The organism is Pseudomonas sp. SJZ077 (assembly GCF_007993905.1).
Classification (GTDB): Bacteria; Pseudomonadota; Gammaproteobacteria; order Pseudomonadales; family Pseudomonadaceae; genus Aquipseudomonas; species Aquipseudomonas mandelii.
Genome location: NZ_VIUJ01000005.1, coordinates 210,762 through 226,831, shown reverse-complemented (window position 1 = coordinate 226,831; position 16,070 = coordinate 210,762). Strand labels below are relative to the sequence as shown.

The 16,070-nt window shown below is 59.7% G+C and carries 13 protein-coding genes, 1 tRNA gene and 1 pseudogene; 11 read left to right on the top strand and 4 right to left on the bottom strand.

The features are described from left to right. Positions 1 to 176 precede the first annotated feature (176 nt). The 10 genes and pseudogenes from uca (at position 177) to FBY01_RS10910 (ending at position 12,001) form a co-directional block, all read left to right on the top strand. A complete protein-coding gene (gene uca, locus FBY01_RS10955) occupies positions 177 to 3,818 on the top strand; it encodes an urea carboxylase (protein ID WP_145307411.1) in 3,642 nt (1,213 codons plus the stop codon). Between the two features lie 25 nt (positions 3,819 to 3,843). After that, positions 3,844 to 5,610: an allophanate hydrolase gene (gene atzF, locus FBY01_RS10950; protein ID WP_145307413.1), complete on the top strand. Its 1,767-nt coding sequence runs from the start codon at positions 3,844 to 3,846 to the stop codon at positions 5,608 to 5,610. A 211-nt stretch (positions 5,611 to 5,821) separates the two neighbouring features. Continuing rightward, entirely contained in the window at positions 5,822 to 7,309 is a 1,488-nt protein-coding gene (locus FBY01_RS10945) for a sensor domain-containing diguanylate cyclase (RefSeq protein WP_102594109.1), read from the top strand. 6 nt (positions 7,310 to 7,315) lie between these two features. Further along, positions 7,316 to 7,510: a cysteine-rich CWC family protein gene (locus FBY01_RS10940; protein WP_010462319.1), complete on the top strand. Its 195-nt coding sequence runs from the start codon at positions 7,316 to 7,318 to the stop codon at positions 7,508 to 7,510. Positions 7,511 to 7,567: 57 nt separating this feature from the next. After that, positions 7,568 to 8,260, top strand: a complete 693-nt coding sequence (locus FBY01_RS10935) for a pseudouridine synthase (protein WP_010462322.1) — start codon at positions 7,568 to 7,570, stop codon at positions 8,258 to 8,260. Between the two features lie 313 nt (positions 8,261 to 8,573). Next, positions 8,574 to 9,458, top strand: a complete 885-nt coding sequence (locus tag FBY01_RS10930; protein ID WP_145307415.1) for an alpha/beta fold hydrolase — start codon at positions 8,574 to 8,576, stop codon at positions 9,456 to 9,458. Positions 9,459 to 9,639: 181 nt separating this feature from the next. Then, a tRNA-Gly gene (locus FBY01_RS10925) sits at positions 9,640 to 9,713 on the top strand. A 217-nt stretch (positions 9,714 to 9,930) separates the two neighbouring features. Next, positions 9,931 to 10,142: pseudogene (locus tag FBY01_RS31815) on the top strand (type II toxin-antitoxin system HigA family antitoxin); the annotation flags it as partial. A 433-nt stretch (positions 10,143 to 10,575) separates the two neighbouring features. After that, positions 10,576 to 10,839, top strand: a complete 264-nt coding sequence (locus tag FBY01_RS10915) for a hypothetical protein (protein ID WP_010462435.1) — start codon at positions 10,576 to 10,578, stop codon at positions 10,837 to 10,839. 433 nt (positions 10,840 to 11,272) lie between these two features. Further along, positions 11,273 to 12,001 carry a bifunctional 2-polyprenyl-6-hydroxyphenol methylase/3-demethylubiquinol 3-O-methyltransferase UbiG gene (locus FBY01_RS10910; RefSeq protein WP_145307418.1) on the top strand — a complete coding sequence of 243 codons (729 nt, stop codon included), beginning with the start codon at positions 11,273 to 11,275 and terminating at the stop codon, positions 11,999 to 12,001. Between the two features lie 261 nt (positions 12,002 to 12,262). Here the strand turns inward: FBY01_RS10910 and tam are convergent, their stop codons facing one another. Continuing rightward, positions 12,263 to 13,033 carry a trans-aconitate 2-methyltransferase gene (gene tam / locus FBY01_RS10905; protein WP_145307420.1) on the bottom strand — a complete coding sequence of 257 codons (771 nt, stop codon included), beginning with the start codon at positions 13,031 to 13,033 and terminating at the stop codon, positions 12,263 to 12,265. A 344-nt stretch (positions 13,034 to 13,377) separates the two neighbouring features. On the opposite strand from tam, the gene FBY01_RS10900 reads away from it, so the two are divergent. Continuing rightward, positions 13,378 to 13,788 (top strand): low affinity iron permease family protein, encoded by a 411-nt coding sequence (locus tag FBY01_RS10900; RefSeq protein ID WP_010462444.1) that lies wholly within the window; start codon positions 13,378 to 13,380, stop codon positions 13,786 to 13,788. 67 nt (positions 13,789 to 13,855) lie between these two features. On the opposite strand, the gene FBY01_RS10895 is transcribed toward FBY01_RS10900, so the two are convergent. The 3 genes from FBY01_RS10895 to FBY01_RS10885 all read right to left on the bottom strand — a co-directional run bounded on the left by FBY01_RS10895 (position 13,856) and on the right by FBY01_RS10885 (position 16,058). Beyond that, positions 13,856 to 14,359: a DUF4142 domain-containing protein gene (locus FBY01_RS10895; RefSeq protein ID WP_145307422.1), complete on the bottom strand. Its 504-nt coding sequence runs from the start codon at positions 14,357 to 14,359 to the stop codon at positions 13,856 to 13,858. Between the two features lie 73 nt (positions 14,360 to 14,432). Beyond that, positions 14,433 to 14,591: a KGG domain-containing protein gene (locus FBY01_RS10890; protein ID WP_010462447.1), complete on the bottom strand. Its 159-nt coding sequence runs from the start codon at positions 14,589 to 14,591 to the stop codon at positions 14,433 to 14,435. A 117-nt stretch (positions 14,592 to 14,708) separates the two neighbouring features. Continuing rightward, on the bottom strand, positions 14,709 to 16,058 hold the full coding sequence (locus tag FBY01_RS10885; protein WP_145307424.1) for a GGDEF domain-containing protein: 1,350 nt from the start codon (positions 16,056 to 16,058) through the stop codon (positions 14,709 to 14,711). Between the last annotated feature and the right edge of the window lie 12 nt (positions 16,059 to 16,070).

Genomic DNA, 16,070 nt, shown 5'->3' with positions numbered 1-16,070 from the left:
GCGATGGCGTCAGCACATTCAACATCGATGTTGACTGACACACCGCTATCGCGAGCAGGCTCGCTCCCACAGGGGTTCAGTGGTGTTTTCAAGGTTAGTGATTCTGCCGTCGGGGACGACCCTGGCGCTCATCGAAAAACTGCGGGACGGCCCGCATCCCCTCCGGGGTCTATGCCATGTTCGAAAAAGTCCTGATTGCCAACCGTGGCGCCATTGCCTGCCGCATCCTGCGCACCCTGCGTGACGTGCAGGTCAAGGGCGTTGCCGTTTACTCCGAAGCGGATGCCGCGAGCCTGCACATCCTGCAGGCCGATGAAGCCCACAGCCTCGGGGAAGGCGCCGCCGCCGGCACCTATCTGGCCGTCGATAAAATTCTCGCCATCGCCAAAGCCTCGGGCGCCACGGCGATCCACCCCGGCTACGGTTTTCTCTCGGAAAACGCTGCGTTTGCTGAAGCGTGCGAAGCCGCCGACATCGCTTTCATCGGCCCGGCGCCGGAGCAACTGCGCGTGTTCGGCCTCAAGCACACCGCGCGCGCCCTGGCCAAGCAACACGGCGTGCCGATGCTCGAAGGCACCGAACTGCTCGACAGCCTCGACGCGGCGCTGATTGCCGGCGACCAGGTCGGCTACCCGGTGATGCTCAAAAGCACGGCGGGCGGTGGCGGCATCGGCATGCGCGTGTGCCGCAGCGCGGCCGAGTTGAGTGAATCCTTCGAAGCGGTCAAACGCCTCGGCCAGAACAATTTCAGCGACGCCGGCGTGTTCATCGAGAAGTACATCCAGCGCGCCCGCCACCTGGAAGTCCAGGTGTTCGGCGACGGTCGCGGCGACGTGATTGCCCTCGGCGTGCGCGACTGCTCGGTGCAGCGCCGCAATCAAAAAGTCCTCGAAGAGACTCCCGCGCCGAACTTACCCGAAGGCATGGCTGAAGAACTCTGCGCGGCGGCGATCAAACTGGCGAAAGCGGTGAATTACCGCAGCGCCGGCACCGTGGAATTTGTCTTCGACAGCGAAGATCAGCGCTTCTACTTCTTGGAAGTGAACACTCGTTTGCAGGTGGAGCACGGCGTCACCGAGCAAGTGTGGGGCGTGGACCTGGTGCGCTGGATGGTGGAACTGGCAGCCGGTGATTTGCCGCCATTGAGCGACTTGAGCCGAGGCTTGAAAGCCGACGGTCATGCGATTCAGGCGCGGCTGTATGCCGAAGATCCGGGCCGTGATTTCCAGCCGAGCCCAGGTTTGCTGACCGCCGTGAACTTCCCTGCTGCCGACGGCAAACAGCTGCGCATCGACACCTGGGTCGAAGCCGGTTGCGAGATCCCGCCGTACTTCGACCCGATGATCGCCAAGGTCATCTGCTGGGCGCCGACCCGTGAAGAGGCCGCTGCGGATCTGCATCAGGCGCTGGGTGACAGCCTGCTGTACGGCGTGGAAACCAACCGCGATTACCTGCGGCAAATTCTGCTCGATGCGCCGTTCGCCAGCGGCCAGCCGTGGACCCGTTGCCTGGAAGGCCTGGTGTATCAGGCCAACACCTTTGAAGTGCTCAGCGCAGGGACTCAGACCAGCGTTCAGGACTATCCCGGCCGTCTCGGTTATTGGGCGGTAGGTGTACCGCCGTCGGGGCCGATGGACAGTCGCGCGTTGCGTCTGGGCAATCTTCTGCTGGGTAATGACGAAGGCGCCGCGGCGCTGGAAATCACCATGAGCGGGCCGTTGCTGCGCTTCAACTGCGAGGCCGTGGTGGCGGTGACCGGGGCCGTCATCCCGCTGACGTTGAACGGTGAAACCGTCGCGATGAACACGGCGTTGCTGATTCCAGCGGGCGCTACGCTGAGCCTCGGCACGATTGCCGGGGCCGGAGCTCGCAGCTATCTGAGCCTCCGCGGTGGCCTGCAAGTGCCGGATTATCTGGGCAGCAAAAGCACCTTCACCCTCGGACAGTTTGGTGGACATGGTGGTCGTGCGTTGCGGGCGGGCGATGTGTTGCATGTGCCTGCCTTGATCGACAGCCGCGTCGGTCAACAACTGGACCACGTCACCGAGTTACCTGCCGTGCGGCAGATCCGGGTGATCTATGGCCCTCACGGTGCCCCGGAATATTTCACTGAGCACTACATCGGCACCTTTTTCGCGACCCAGTGGGAAGTGCACTTCAACTCCAGCCGCACCGGCGTGCGATTGATCGGGCCGAAGCCTGAATGGGTTCGGCCCGATGGGGGTGAAGCGGGGCTGCATCCATCGAACATCCATGACAATCCATATGCCATTGGTGCGGTGGATTTCACCGGGGACATGCCGGTGATTTTGGGGCCGGATGGTCCGAGCCTGGGCGGGTTTGTCTGCCCGGTGACGGTGATTGAGGCGGACCTTTGGCAGCTTGGGCAACTCAAGGCTGGCGACAAGATTCAGTTCCACCCCGTCGATCTCAAAACCGCCCGCAACCTGGCCCTGAAATGGAATACCCCCTGCAGGAGTGAGCCTGCTCGCGATGGCGGCGGTACAGCCAACGTTGATGTGACTGACACACCGCTATCGCGAGCAGGCTCACTCCTACAAGGGATTGTGTCGCCTGTTGTTTTGGAGTTGGGTCAGGGGGATACGCGGTTGGTTGCGAGGTTGTCGGGGGATACGCACCTTCTCCTTGAAATCGGCGCACCTGAACTTGACCTGGTCCTGCGCTTCCGCGCCCACGCCCTCATGCAAGCCCTGGAAAGCAAAACCCTGCACGGTGTCATCGACCTCACACCGGGCATTCGTTCGCTGCAAATCCACTACCAACCCGAACAACTGCCGCTGGCCGACCTGCTCGGCATTGTCGCCGGTGAATGGGACGCCGTGTGCGCCGCCCGGGACCTGCAAGTGCCGTCGCGCATCGTGCATTTGCCGCTGTCCTGGGACGACCCGGCCTGTCAGTTGGCGATCGAAAAATACATGACCACCGTGCGCAAAGACGCCCCGTGGTGCCCAAGCAATCTGGAGTTCATCCGTCGCATCAACGACCTGCCGAACCTCGACGAAGTGCAGCGCACGGTGTTCGACGCCAGCTATCTGGTGATGGGCCTGGGCGACGTTTACCTCGGCGCACCGGTCGCCACCCCGCTCGACCCGCGCCATCGCCTGGTCACCACCAAATACAACCCCGCGCGCACCTGGACGGCGGAAAACTCGGTGGGCATCGGTGGCGCCTACATGTGCGTTTACGGCATGGAAGGCCCCGGCGGTTATCAGTTTGTCGGTCGCACGTTGCAGATGTGGAACCGTTATCGCGAAGTCGCCGCGTTCGACGGCAAACCGTGGCTGCTACGCTTTTTCGATCAGATCCGCTTCTACCCGGTGAGCGCCGAGGAACTGCTGCGCATCCGTCGGGACTTCCCGCTCGGGCGCTTCGATTTGAACATCGAACACAGTCAGTTGAACCTCGCGGATTACCAGGCCTTCCTGACGAAAGAGGCCGATACCATCGCGGCGTTTCGCGATCAGCAAAAAGGCGCGTTCAACGCCGAACGCGAGCGCTGGATCGCCAGTGGCCAGGCGCATTTCGACAGCGAGGAACCAGCCCCCGAAGCCACCGAAGACGCACCACTCGCCAGCAACGAAATGAGCGTCGACAGCCACATCGCCGGCAACCTCTGGCAGGTTCAGGTCCAGACCGGAAGCCGGGTTGTCGCCGGTGATGTGCTGGTGATTCTGGAGTCGATGAAGATGGAAATTCCGCTGCTCGCGCCCATGGCCGGCGTGGTGCGCGAGGTCCGCGTGCAACCGGGTTCGGCGGTGCGCGCCGGACAGCGCGTCGTGGTGCTGGAACTCGACTGAACCCATTTTGAAAAGGAATGACGCCATGAATATCAATCTGCAACTCGACGCCCTGCGTAGCGCTTATCGCGTCGGCAACATCACGCCCCGCCAATTGCTGCTGGGCCTGCGTGACAAAGCCGCAGCGCTGAACCCGGATTATCACCTGTTCATCCACTTGCTCAGTGTCGAGGAACTGGAACCGTACCTCGCCGCGCTCGACGGTGGCGACCTCGACAGCCTGCCGCTGTACGGCGTGCCCTTTGCGATCAAGGACAACATCGACCTGGCGGGCATTCCCACCACCGCCGCGTGCCCGGCGTTTGCCTATGTGCCGGAACGCTCGGCGACCATCGTCGAGCAGTTGCTGGCGCTGGGCGCGATTCCGCTGGGCAAGACCAACCTTGATCAGTTCGCAACCGGGTTGAACGGCAGTCGCTCGCCGTATGGCGCGTGCCCGAACAGCGTGCTGCCGGAGTATCCGTCGGGCGGATCCAGCGCCGGCTCGTCGCTGGCGGTGGCGCTGGGCGTGGCGAGTTTTTCGTTGGGTACGGACACGGCAGGATCGGGACGTGTGCCGGCGGCGTTGAATAATCTGGTGGGATTGAAAGCCACCAAAGGGCTTATCTCCACGGCGGGTGTGGTGCCGGCCTGTCGCACGCTCGATTGCGTGACAACGTTCACCGCAACGGCTCGGGAGGCCAGCCAGTTGCTGGCGCTGACCGCGCACCTCGATCCGCGAGATGAATACAGCCGCAGCAACCCGCTGTGGAATGACGGGTCGGCGTTCGGTACGCCGCGTCCGTTCCGTTTCGGCGTCCCGCGTGCGCAGGACCTGGAATTCTTCGGCTGCCCTGAAGGCCCGTTGTTGTTCGGTGATGCCATCGATCGGCTCAAGGCACTGGGCGGTACAGCTGTGGAACTGGATCTGTCGCCTTTCCTCGAAGCGGCGCGTTTGCTCTATGAAGGCCCGTGGGTGGCCGAGCGTTACAGCGTGGCCGGCGAGTTGATGGAGCAGAATCCCGAAGCCGTTTTGCCGGTGATTCGCGCGGTGCTGGCCAAGGCGCCGGCGGTGACGGGCGTGCAGACGTTCCGCGCCCAATATCGGCTGCAAGCCTTGAAGGCGTTGTGCGACAAGGCGCTGGAAAATCTTGATTGTGTCGTCACGCCCACCATCGGCCGCCCTGTCACATCGGCGGAACTGGACGCCGAACCGGTCCTGCGCAATTCGGAACTGGGTTACTACACCAACTTCATGAACCTGCTCGATTACGCGGCCGTCGCCGTGCCCAGCGGCTTCATGGGCAATGGTTTGCCCTGGGGTGTGACCGTGTTTGGCCGGGCATTTACCGATCAGTATTTGTTGGGGGTGGCGGATTCCCTGCAGCGCCGCTCGGCTGAGCCTGCACCGACGACTGTCGCTCGCCATGATCGCGCACGACTGGTGGTCTGTGGCGCGCATCTGGATGGGTTGGCGTTGAACTGGCAACTGAAGCGACGCGGGGCTCGGTTGGTTGAGACGACTTACAGTTCGCCGGATTATCAGCTGTATGCGTTGGCCGGCGGTCCGCCGTTTCGTCCGGGGATGGTGCGGGTGAAGGATGGCGGCGTGGCGATTGCGGTGGAGGTTTGGGAATTGCCGAGCAGTGAACTGGGCTCTTTTCTGACGGGGATTCCTGCGCCGCTGGGGTTGGGCAAGGTGCAACTGGCGGACGGGCGTTGGGAGAGCGGGTTTATCTGTGAAGCGTATGGGTTGGAGGGGGCCGCCAATATCAGCCATTTAGGCGGATGGCGTGCTTACCTCGCCAAATGATCGTTCCCACGCTCTGCGTGGGAATGCTGGCCGGGACGTTCCGCGTCCCATCGCAGAGCGTCACAGGATGCATTCCCACGCGGAGCATGGGAATGATCAAGCTCCCGCAGGAGGCGTGTGTGGACAATCATTCGCGCTGCACATAGAGCAGTTATTTTCCCCGCAGTGCCATTAGAATGCCTGCCATTGGGTCACTGCCGACGGAATCGCCATGCCGCTTCACTCGCCGCTGTATTCGCAACGTTCGTTGGTCCTGACGCTCATCGCGTTGTTGGGCGCAGGCTTTCTCGCGACCTCTTTCCTCAGTTACTACGCCTCGCGAGCGTCCATCCGTGACAGCATCGTCAACACCGAGCTGCCGCTGACCTCGGACACGGTCTACTCGGAAATCCAGAAAGACCTTGTCAGACCGATCCTGATTTCCTCGATGATGTCCCGCGACACCTTCATGCGTGACTGGGTGGTCAACGGCGAGCAAGACGCCGAGAAAATGACTCGCTACCTCAACGAGGTCATGACCCACTACGGCGCCTACACGGCATTTTTTGTCTCCAACACCAGCCTCACCTACTACCACGCCAAAGGCGTGCTCAAACAGGTCAAGTCCACGGAACCTCGCGATGCCTGGTATTTCCGTGTCCGCGACATGGCCGATCCCTATGAGATCAATGTCGACCCGGACCTCGCCAACAAAGACAACCTGACCTTCTTCATCAACTACAAGGTCTATGACTACAACAACCGTTTCATCGGCGCTGCCGGCGTTGGTCTGACGGTCGATGCGGTGATCAAGCTGATCGACAAATACCAACAGCGTTACCAGCGCAGCGTGTATTTCGTCGACAACTTCGGCCGCCTGGTGCTGACGGGCGCCGAGGGTGGCCCGCAAGGCGCGCACATCGGCCAGAAGCTCGGCGACCTCGATTACATGAAGGACCTGGTCAGCCAGCTGCCAAAACCCCACAGCGGCAGCTACGAATATTCCGTCCAGGGCCAGGGCCATTTCCTCAACGTGCGGTTCATTCCTGAGCTGAACTGGTATCTGTTTGTCGACAAGCGCGAGGACGGCGCCCTCAGTGAAATTCGCCAGTCGCTGTACCTCAATCTGCTGATTTGTCTGCTTGTCACGCTGATCGTGCTGTTGCTGCTCAACCGCGTGATCAAGCGCTACCAAGGCAAGATCCAGGCACAAGCAACGCTCGACAGCCTGACCGAACTGCCGAATCGTCGTGGCTTCGACCTTCTGGCGGCGCAGGCCATGCTCGAAGCCCGGCGCGAGCCCAAGCCGCTGACCGCGATGTTGCTGGACCTGGATCATTTCAAGGTTTTGAACGACACCTACGGCCACCTGGCCGGCGATCAGGTGCTGATCGGCTTCGCGCGGGATCTGGAGAGTTGCCTGCGGCACTCCGACATCGTCTGCCGCTGGGGAGGTGAAGAGTTCATCGTGCTGCTCAAGGACACCGACGGTGAGACCGGTCTGATGATCGCCGAGAAAATTCGTCAACATGTCGAACAACAGCGTTATGCCTACGACGGCAAGGAACTGCAGCTGACCGTCAGCATCGGCCTCACCACCTTGCAAGTCGATGAAACCTTGCACACCCTGCTCTCCCGGGCCGATCATGCGATGTACCGGGCCAAACAGGCCGGCCGTAACCGAACCTGCGTGGAATTGCCTCACTCCAGCTATGAATAGTCCTGCATGAACAAGCCAGACCAATGCCCCGCCTGCGGCGCCGCCAACGCCTGCACCCTGGCCGACCCGCGCACCGTCGATCAGGCGTGCTGGTGCTTTGGCGTCAGTATCGACCCCGCTGTGCTTGAAGCGCTGCCAGCCGAACTGCGCGACAAATCCTGCCTGTGCCCGCGCTGCGCCGAGGTCGAGGCGCAGTTGTAAGCAGCCGCCCGGCCGATCACGTAAGATACGCGGCCCCTTTCCAACCGATCCCCAGCCATGCGCGTTGACCGTTTCCTCAGCAACCTGCCGCGCTTCAACCGTAAGCAGGTACGCCTGTTGCTGGTGGAAAAGCGCGTTCAGGTTGACGGAAAAATCGTCAGCGACCCGCATGCCGAAGTGCTCGAGTTCAGCCGTGTCGAGGTCGACGGGGAAGTCCTGCAAGTCGGCAAGCCCGCACGCTACTTCATGCTGCACAAACCGCCCGGCTGCGTCAGCGCCACCCGCGACCCGGAGCATCCGACCGTACTCGACCTGATCCATGAGCCGGACAGCGATGACCTGCACATCGCCGGTCGCCTGGATTTCAACACCACCGGCCTGATGCTGATCACCAACGACGGCAGCTGGTCGCGGCGCCTGACTCAGCCGCAGACCAAACTGCCGAAGGTCTATTACGTCGAGACCGAGCAGGAGATTGGCCCGCAATACGCATTGAAATTTGCCGAGGGTCTGTACTTCGCGTTCGAAGACCTCACCACGCAACCGGCCGAGCTGATCGTACTCGGGCCGAAAGCGGCGCGACTGAGCATCGTCGAGGGCCGGTACCATCAGGTGAAGCGGATGTTCGGCCACTTCGACAACAAAGTGCTGCGCCTGCACCGCGAAAGCATGGGCCCGCTGGTGCTCGATAATGCGCTGAAACCGGGCGAGTACCGAGCATTGCGCACCGAAGAGATCCATTTGATCTAAGCAGCCTACCGCTCAGCAGAAGTTGTCGAACAATTTACGAATGACACTTGCGCGATGACGTGACCCCTGCTTGAATCAGGACGTCGGCCGAAATGTGACCGACGAGTCACAACATACTTCTAAGAAACTTTTTGCCGGTTAGAGAACCCTCAGGTTCCGCCTCAGACCGGCAGACTGCCCGCCAATAACAATACCCGTCGACCGGACTGCACTGGATCGACATGGGCCTCCAAATTCAAGGCGTATGCCTACCTGTCACAAAGCTCGTGCAATCTCATTTGCGCGCATACCCGCTTGCTTGGAGTCTTATGACATGAGGCCAGAAATCGCTGTGCTGGATATACAGGGTCAGTATCGGGTTTACACGGAGTTCTATCGCGCAGACGCCGCAGAGAAGACCATAATTCTGGTCAACGGCTCGATGGCCACGACTGCGTCGTTTGCACAAACCGTGAAAAACCTTCACCCGCAGTTCAATGTGGTCTGCTACGACCAGCCCTACGCGGGCAAGTCAAAAGCCCACAACCTGCATGAGAAATTGCTGACCAAGGAAGTCGAAGGGCAGATCCTCCTGGAGCTGATCGACCACTTCGCCGCCGAACACGTGCTGTCGTTTTCCTGGGGTGGCGCCGCGACCCTGGTCGCCCTGGCCCAACAGCCACGGCGCATCGAAAAAGCCGTGATCAGCTCGTTCTCCCCGGAGATCAACGCGCACATGCTCGATTACCTTGAGCGCGGCATTGATTACCTCGGCAGTCGGGATGGGGATCGGGTCGGCAACCTGGTGAACAGCACCATCGGCAAACACCTGCCGACGTTGTTCAAGCGTTTCAACTATCGCCACGTCAGCTCGCTCGCCGAGCATGAATACGGGCAGATGCACTTCCACATCAGCGACCTGCTCCATAGCGACCGCCAGTGCTTTCTCAAAGCGGCAGAGAAAATCAACGTGCCAGTGCTGTTCATGAACGGCGAATGGGACGAATACACCGCCGCCGATGGCGCCCGGTTGTTCGCCAACCACGTGCAAAACGCCACCTTCAGCACCCTGCAGGCCACCGGCCACTTTCTCGACATGGAACACAAAGCCGCCTGCCGAGACAGCCGCGACGCACTGATGGGCTTCCTGAAACCGGCACAACACACCAGCCGACCGCGTTACCACTACGTCCAGGACCAACATGCATTGGCCATCTGAAACAGCGTCATCGCGAGCAAGCTTCGCCCTACAGTGTTGAACGCATTCCTGTAGGCGCGAGGCTTGCCCGCGAACGACCGTCACGTGGTCTGATGTCTTGTGTCACCTGCGCCAAAGCTATCCCGCGCAAAGAAAAACTTCATTTCCACGCGCACATCTGGTACAAAGTCAGCCGCTCTGAGCGGGTGTCGTATAATGGCATTACTCCAGCTTCCCAAGCTGATAACGAGGGTTCGATTCCCTTCACCCGCTCCAATCGAATTTTTGTCTCACGTTGTTTTTTGACGGGGGATGCAGGTAAAGAAAAAACCGGCCTTGATGGCCGGTTTTTTTGTGGGTGGAATTTGTGTTTCATCGCGAAAATTAACGTTTTCGCACAAAAATGATGTTTTGTTAGCGTTTTACTTACTCCGGTAACGGATTTGTCGGCAACCTTTGCCCAGGATAAACAGATCAACGCGGATACCTTGGAATGGACCTTAAGCTAATTCGCAACCAAGACGACCTGATCACTGCATTCGCTCGTGTGTAGCAGCTGTGGGAGCAGGCATTGGTTCGCCTGAAGGCGATGACCTGGAAACTCTGGCGTTGCTCATCGAAAAATACGAAGACGGGCATGACCCAATGCCGCCCTCTGATCCGATTGAGGCCCTTAAATTCCGTATGGATCAGCTAGGCCTGACTCGTTGAGAACAGGATTCAGTGATCCGCTGATTTTTCATCCTGAATGATCAATTAATGCCTGCGAATAGCTGTCGAGAACCCATTCGCTAGTGGCACGAAAGTCGCCAATTATCGAAAAGGCAAGGTCCTACACGACGGTGGGAATTGTCCGTAGACTTGCGCATTGCTGTCCATTTGCATCGAGGCCTATAGTCGAGCCGGCGCCAAAATGGCGCTTCGGGTTTGGCGACTCGATCCAATGAACAAAAGCTTCCGAGCAGTTTTCGGATCGCTTTAAAGCACTTAGCTGCCTGCTTTTTGGTGGCTGTGCGCGGGAGGCCTTCGGGTCTGCCGGGTTGTCCATTGTCCGGTTCGCCAACCTGCGCACAGCTGCCACCCTTTTCGTTTGGCGACGATTGAGTGGTAGACCTCTTAACCCAATGGAGCTCTACGCATGAACGAATACATGGCTTTAACCAGCAACGCCGACGACCTTCCCTCGCTCTACGTCAACACCACCCAACCGCTGCATTCACTGCTCAGCACCGCCAGTTACAGAATTCGGGCCGTGACGCAGCTGCTTGAAAACCTCGCGATGCGAGGCGACATCACGTCTGACGCGGTAATCCTCAGCGACTTTGCATTGCTCTGCTGCGTGCCCTTGCGCGACGGTTGCGATGTGCTGGACGTGATCGCTCGACGCATGGATGCGGAATAGTTCTGACGTTAGAGCGTGCGTCTTTCGAGGCGCCCTTTGCGTGTCATGACCGGCTGTCATTGGTCACCAAGAGATCGCACGAGCGCTCTATCACTGTGGCGAGGGAGCTTGCTCCCGCCGGGTCGCGAAGCGGCCCCCAAAAAGGGACTGCTGCGCAGTCCGACGGGAGCAAGCTCCCTCGCCACAGGTTCGGTGTCACGCTTAACTGCCTGGCATTGTTCTGGATCGCCGATTTGTCATTAAATCGAGCTTACAAATCCATAACGCTCAATCGGTTTCCCCTCCCCGCCCAACCCGCTAGCATCTCCCCTATCTTCAACCACCCTCTCCCCTGCGCGGCCATCGACGAACACGCGCCATCACTCTCCGAGGGAACCCAATCGGCCGCGCATCAGGTGCCGCCCGTGAACGATCTCAACAGAGCCTTCCAAACATGACTCAAAACATCTACGACGACCCGGAGTTTTTCCAGGGCTACAGCCAGATGGCGCGCTCCATCAGCGGTCTCGACGCAGCGCCCGAATGGCCTGCGCTCAAAGCAATGCTGCCGCCCATGAAAGGCCTGAAGGCCGTAGACCTCGGCTGCGGTTACGGCTGGTTCTGCCGCTGGGCCAGTGAACACGGCGCCGACAGCGTGCTCGGTCTGGACGTCTCGGAAAAAATGCTGGAGCAGGCGCGCAGGACGACGTCGCAAACCAACATCCAATACGCCCGCGCCGATCTGGAACAACTCGACCTGCCCGCAGCCAGTTTCGACCTCGCCTACAGCTCTCTGGCGTTGCACTACATCAAGGATCTCCCAGGTCTGTTCGCCAAAATCCATGAGGCCCTGAAACCCGGTTCACGTTTCGTATTTTCCATCGAACACCCAATCTTCATGGCACCGCGCAATCCGGGCTGGCTGATTGATAGCGAAGGGAACAAGCGCTGGCCGCTGGACAGTTATCAACGGGAAGGCGAGCGGGTGACCAACTGGTTGGCCGAAGGCGTGATCAAACAGCACCGCACGATAGGCACGTTGCTGAATACGCTGATTGGCGCAGGTTTCAGCATCCGACAGGTCAACGAATGGGGCCCGAGCGATGCCGAGGTGGCGGCGCAACCGGCCCTGTCCGAAGAGCGGGAGCGGCCGATGATGATGCTGGTCAGCGTTCAGCGCTGAGGGCCGCGCCGGGTCATCGTAATTTTTGCGTATGAATTTCCGATACCCGGTAAAGACAACGTATCGCTGCGTCGAACCTGTCCACAGATACCTTATTGTGCCGGCTCACCTTTCACCTAGAGATCAACATGGACAATTCAGAGTTGGGGATCATGATCATTTCGATGATCGGGTTGTTCGGCTTTGCTTCGTTTATTTTTGAATACCTGAGTGCCAGGCAAAGGGACCGATAACGTTCGGCGTTATCCGTCCCTTTTTGCCCTAGCGCGTCGCGACGATAAACAACCGCGGGAACGGCAGCAGCACCGAACCATCGCTCAGCGCCGGATAGGCCTGCTCGATCGCGGCTTGATACTGCTTGAGGTAGTGCGCCTTCTCCGCGTCATTCAGCGGTTCGAGAAAAGGCCGCAAGCCGCTGCCCTTGAACCACTCGACCACCCCCGACGCGCCGCCCGCGAGCGGGTGATGGTACGTGGTGCGCCACACATCGACTCGCGCACAATGCGGTCGCAGCATCGAGTAGTACTCGCTGGCACTCGCCATGTCCGTGCGTTGCCCGGCGGCGTCCACCAACTTGCTGGCCCACGGCCCATCGGCAGCGACTTCGCGCATCAGGCGATGAGACGGCTCGTTGAGGTTGTCGGGCATTTGGATGGCCAGACTACCGCCCTCGGTCAGTCGGGCGGCCAGAGAAGGCAGTAACGTCGCGTGGTCGGGCACCCACTGCAACACCGCGTTGGCGAAAATCACATCGAACGGCCCCGGTTCGTTCCAGGTATCAATGTCAGCCGTGTCGAATTGCAGCTGGGGCAAGCGCTTGCGGGCGGCGTCGATCATATCGGTCGAACTGTCCAGGCCACGCACCGTGGCATTGGCGAAGCGCTCCACCAGCAACTCGGTCGAATTGCCGGGACCGCAACCGATGTCGATGGCCGATCGCGCGTCCACGGGCGGGACCGCCGCCAGCAAATCGCGGGCCGGGCGGGTGCGTTCATCTTCAAAAGCGACGTATTGTCTGGCGGACCAACTCATTGCGTTCTCCTGTCGATACGTTGTTGTGGCCAGCGGCGCACAACCGGTTCGCTACGATACCTCGACTGGCGCGCCCTGCCCTATCCGACCTATGGCGACATGTCAGTTGACCGAATGCCATGTGTAACCAAAGGCCGCCTCCTCAGGCGTCCGCCTCATCGAATGACCACCAAAATGCCCCCCCGTTTCCAGCCATGTTGCCCCCCAGAACTCGCCTCACTTGAAGTCGGCGCGGCGAATAGGTAATGAGTGAGTCATTTTTTTTGAGCACAGAAATGTAAGTAGAATTTTCAACCCGCCGTCGCTGTCTGAAAATCAGGCGCATCCCTATAAGGAACACGGCAATGAAATTCGCAAAAATCTCGCAGAAACTCGCCCTGTGGGCCGGCAGTCCGAAGACGTTTATGGGGGCGTTGATACTGATTGGTCTGTGGGGGTTGAGCGGGCCGATATTTGATTACAACGACACCTGGCAACTGATCATCAACACCTCAACCACGATCATCACGTTCCTGATGGTGTTCCTGATCCAGAACACGCAGAACCGCGACACCGACATCCTGCACTTGAAAATCGATGAGTTGCTGCGGGTGAACAAGGAGGCGCAGAACGCGATGCTGGGGCTGGAATTGCTGGACCTCAAGCAACTGGAAGCGCTACGCAGACACTATCGCGCCATGGGCGAAAAAGACGTGCATGACCTGGCGGGGCTGGCCACTACGAGCAAGCGCAAACAGGACTTGAATGAGTGCTGAGCACAAACAAAACGGCGCGTGATGTGAATCACGCGCCGTTTGCGTTCAACACCGTTAATCGCCTGGTCTAGCGACTGGCTTGCAACGCTCTGGCCATTTCCAGGTGGTTCTGCAGTTTGGGCAAGGTTTCCTCAGCGAAGGCTTTGATTTGCGGCACGTCGGTGGTCTGAGCGATTTGTTGAAGCTGCTCGATGGCTTCCTGGGTCGTCTTCACCTGACTGGCGGTATAAGCCTGGTCAAAGGATGCACCGTCCTTCACTTCCGGCATCAAGGCTTTGGCCTTGTCGACCACTTCTTCGCGAGGGGCAACCGGCAAATCCAGCTGTTTGGCGATTTTCGCCAAGTGTTGGTTGGCGGTCGTGCGGTCATTGATGACCACGATGGTGTAGTCCTTGACCTCTTTGGATTCGCTTTTCTGGTGCGCCAGGCGACTGGCTTCGATGTCGGCCATGCCTTTGGCCGACGCATCGTTGATGAACTCGGCGGGCGACTGGGCGAAGGCACTGTTGGCAAACAGGCCCAGCAACGTGACAAGACTGGCAGTGCGTAATCGGGTGGCCATCCGGCTCATGGTCGCGCCCTCCTTCTATAAAAATTCAAGCGGGAGCTTTCGCCCCCGCCTCTCAATCAAAACTACCTTGCGACTACTTCGACTTCTGACCACCTTTGCGGCCCATATCGGGTTTCGCAGGGTCTTTATCGACGGTCGTAGTGGTAGTTTTCCCACCTTTGCGACCGGCTTCTGACGCCTTCGTTCGATCGTTGGCGAAGTTTCCCGAGTTCGAGTTTCTTGAATTAGGCATGATTCTCTACCTCTTGGTGATGATCGCGGCGAGCAGGAGCCCGCATAAAATCTGAATTTCGATCACCACAAAGGTTTAGAAAAAATGAAATCGCCGCGACGAACGGTGGCCGATTTTTCAGGCCCCTAGGCGCTGATGATGTTGGCGCTTAGCCGCATACATGGCCTCATCGGCATGCCGGAACAGTTGCTGTTCTTCGGTGCCATGCTCGGGGTAATGCGCGACGCCGATACTCGGCCGGATGTTCACGCTTTGCCCGTCCAGGCGCAGGGGTTGCGCCAGCACCTGACGGATTTTCCCCGCAACGTTGTCAGCGTCTTCCGACGCGTGGATGCTGTGCAACAACACCACAAACTCATCCCCACCGATACGCGCCACCGTGTCGGTCTCACGCACGCAGCCCTTGAGTCGATTGGCGACCGCTTGCAACAGCATGTCGCCGACTGCGTGGCCATGGGTGTCGTTGACTTCCTTGAAGCGGTCGAGGTCGACGTACAGCAACGCCATCCGCCCGGAATCCGTGCGAGCCTGCGCCAGCGAATTTTGAAGCCGGTCGCGCAGCAACGCCCGGTTGGGCAGTTGAGTCAGTTGGTCGTATTGGGCCATGCGTTGTAACCGGGCATGTAACTGCTTGCGCTCGATCGCGGTGGCGACCTGGGCGCAGACGTATTGCAGCAGCTCCTTGTCCTGCTCGGTGTAGCGCTCGCCACCCGGTACGCTTTTGACGATCAGCGCGCCAATGATGCCGTTTTGCGAGTTCAACGGGACACCCAGCCAGCAAGGCGAGTCCTGTCCGGAGACCGATGCCTCAAAGCCTTCTGGCAGAGTGTCCTGGTCCAGGGTCAGCAAAATTGGCTGACCGCTACGAATCACTTCGGCACAGAGGCGCCCGGTCATGGTTCCGGGCTGCTCGGGCTGCAGTTCATGGTCGTCGACGTGATACGGAAAGTTCAGCTGCGCACAGTGCTCGTCATACAGCGCCACGGAGAAATTCAGTGCCGGCAGCCATTCGCCGATGATCAAGTGGATGCGCTTGAACAACGCCAGCAGATCTTCCGCTGCGTGAGCCGCCTCGGAGATCGCGTATAACGCCGCTTGCCGGGATTCGGCCTGCTTGCGCTCGGTGATGTCCCGGGCCACAGCGATGCGCAACTGATCGACTTCAGACCAGCGCGCCGACCACAGAATATGCACCACCGCGCCATCCTTGCGCAGGTAGCGGTTTTCGAAGTTGAGTTTGGGATCACCGCCCATGATCTCGCGCGCCGCGTCGAGGGTGCGCTGGCGATCGGCGGGGTGCACCATGTCGATCATCGGCTGGCCGATCAGCTCGTCCGGGGTGTAGCCGAAAATACGCTCGCAGGCCGCGCTGACAAATACGAAGCGACCTTGTTTATCCACCGCACAGACGGCGTCCAGCAAGAGATCGATGTAGCTCGCCAACGGCGCGGAATTTCTGGTTGCCATGGTGCGATAAGC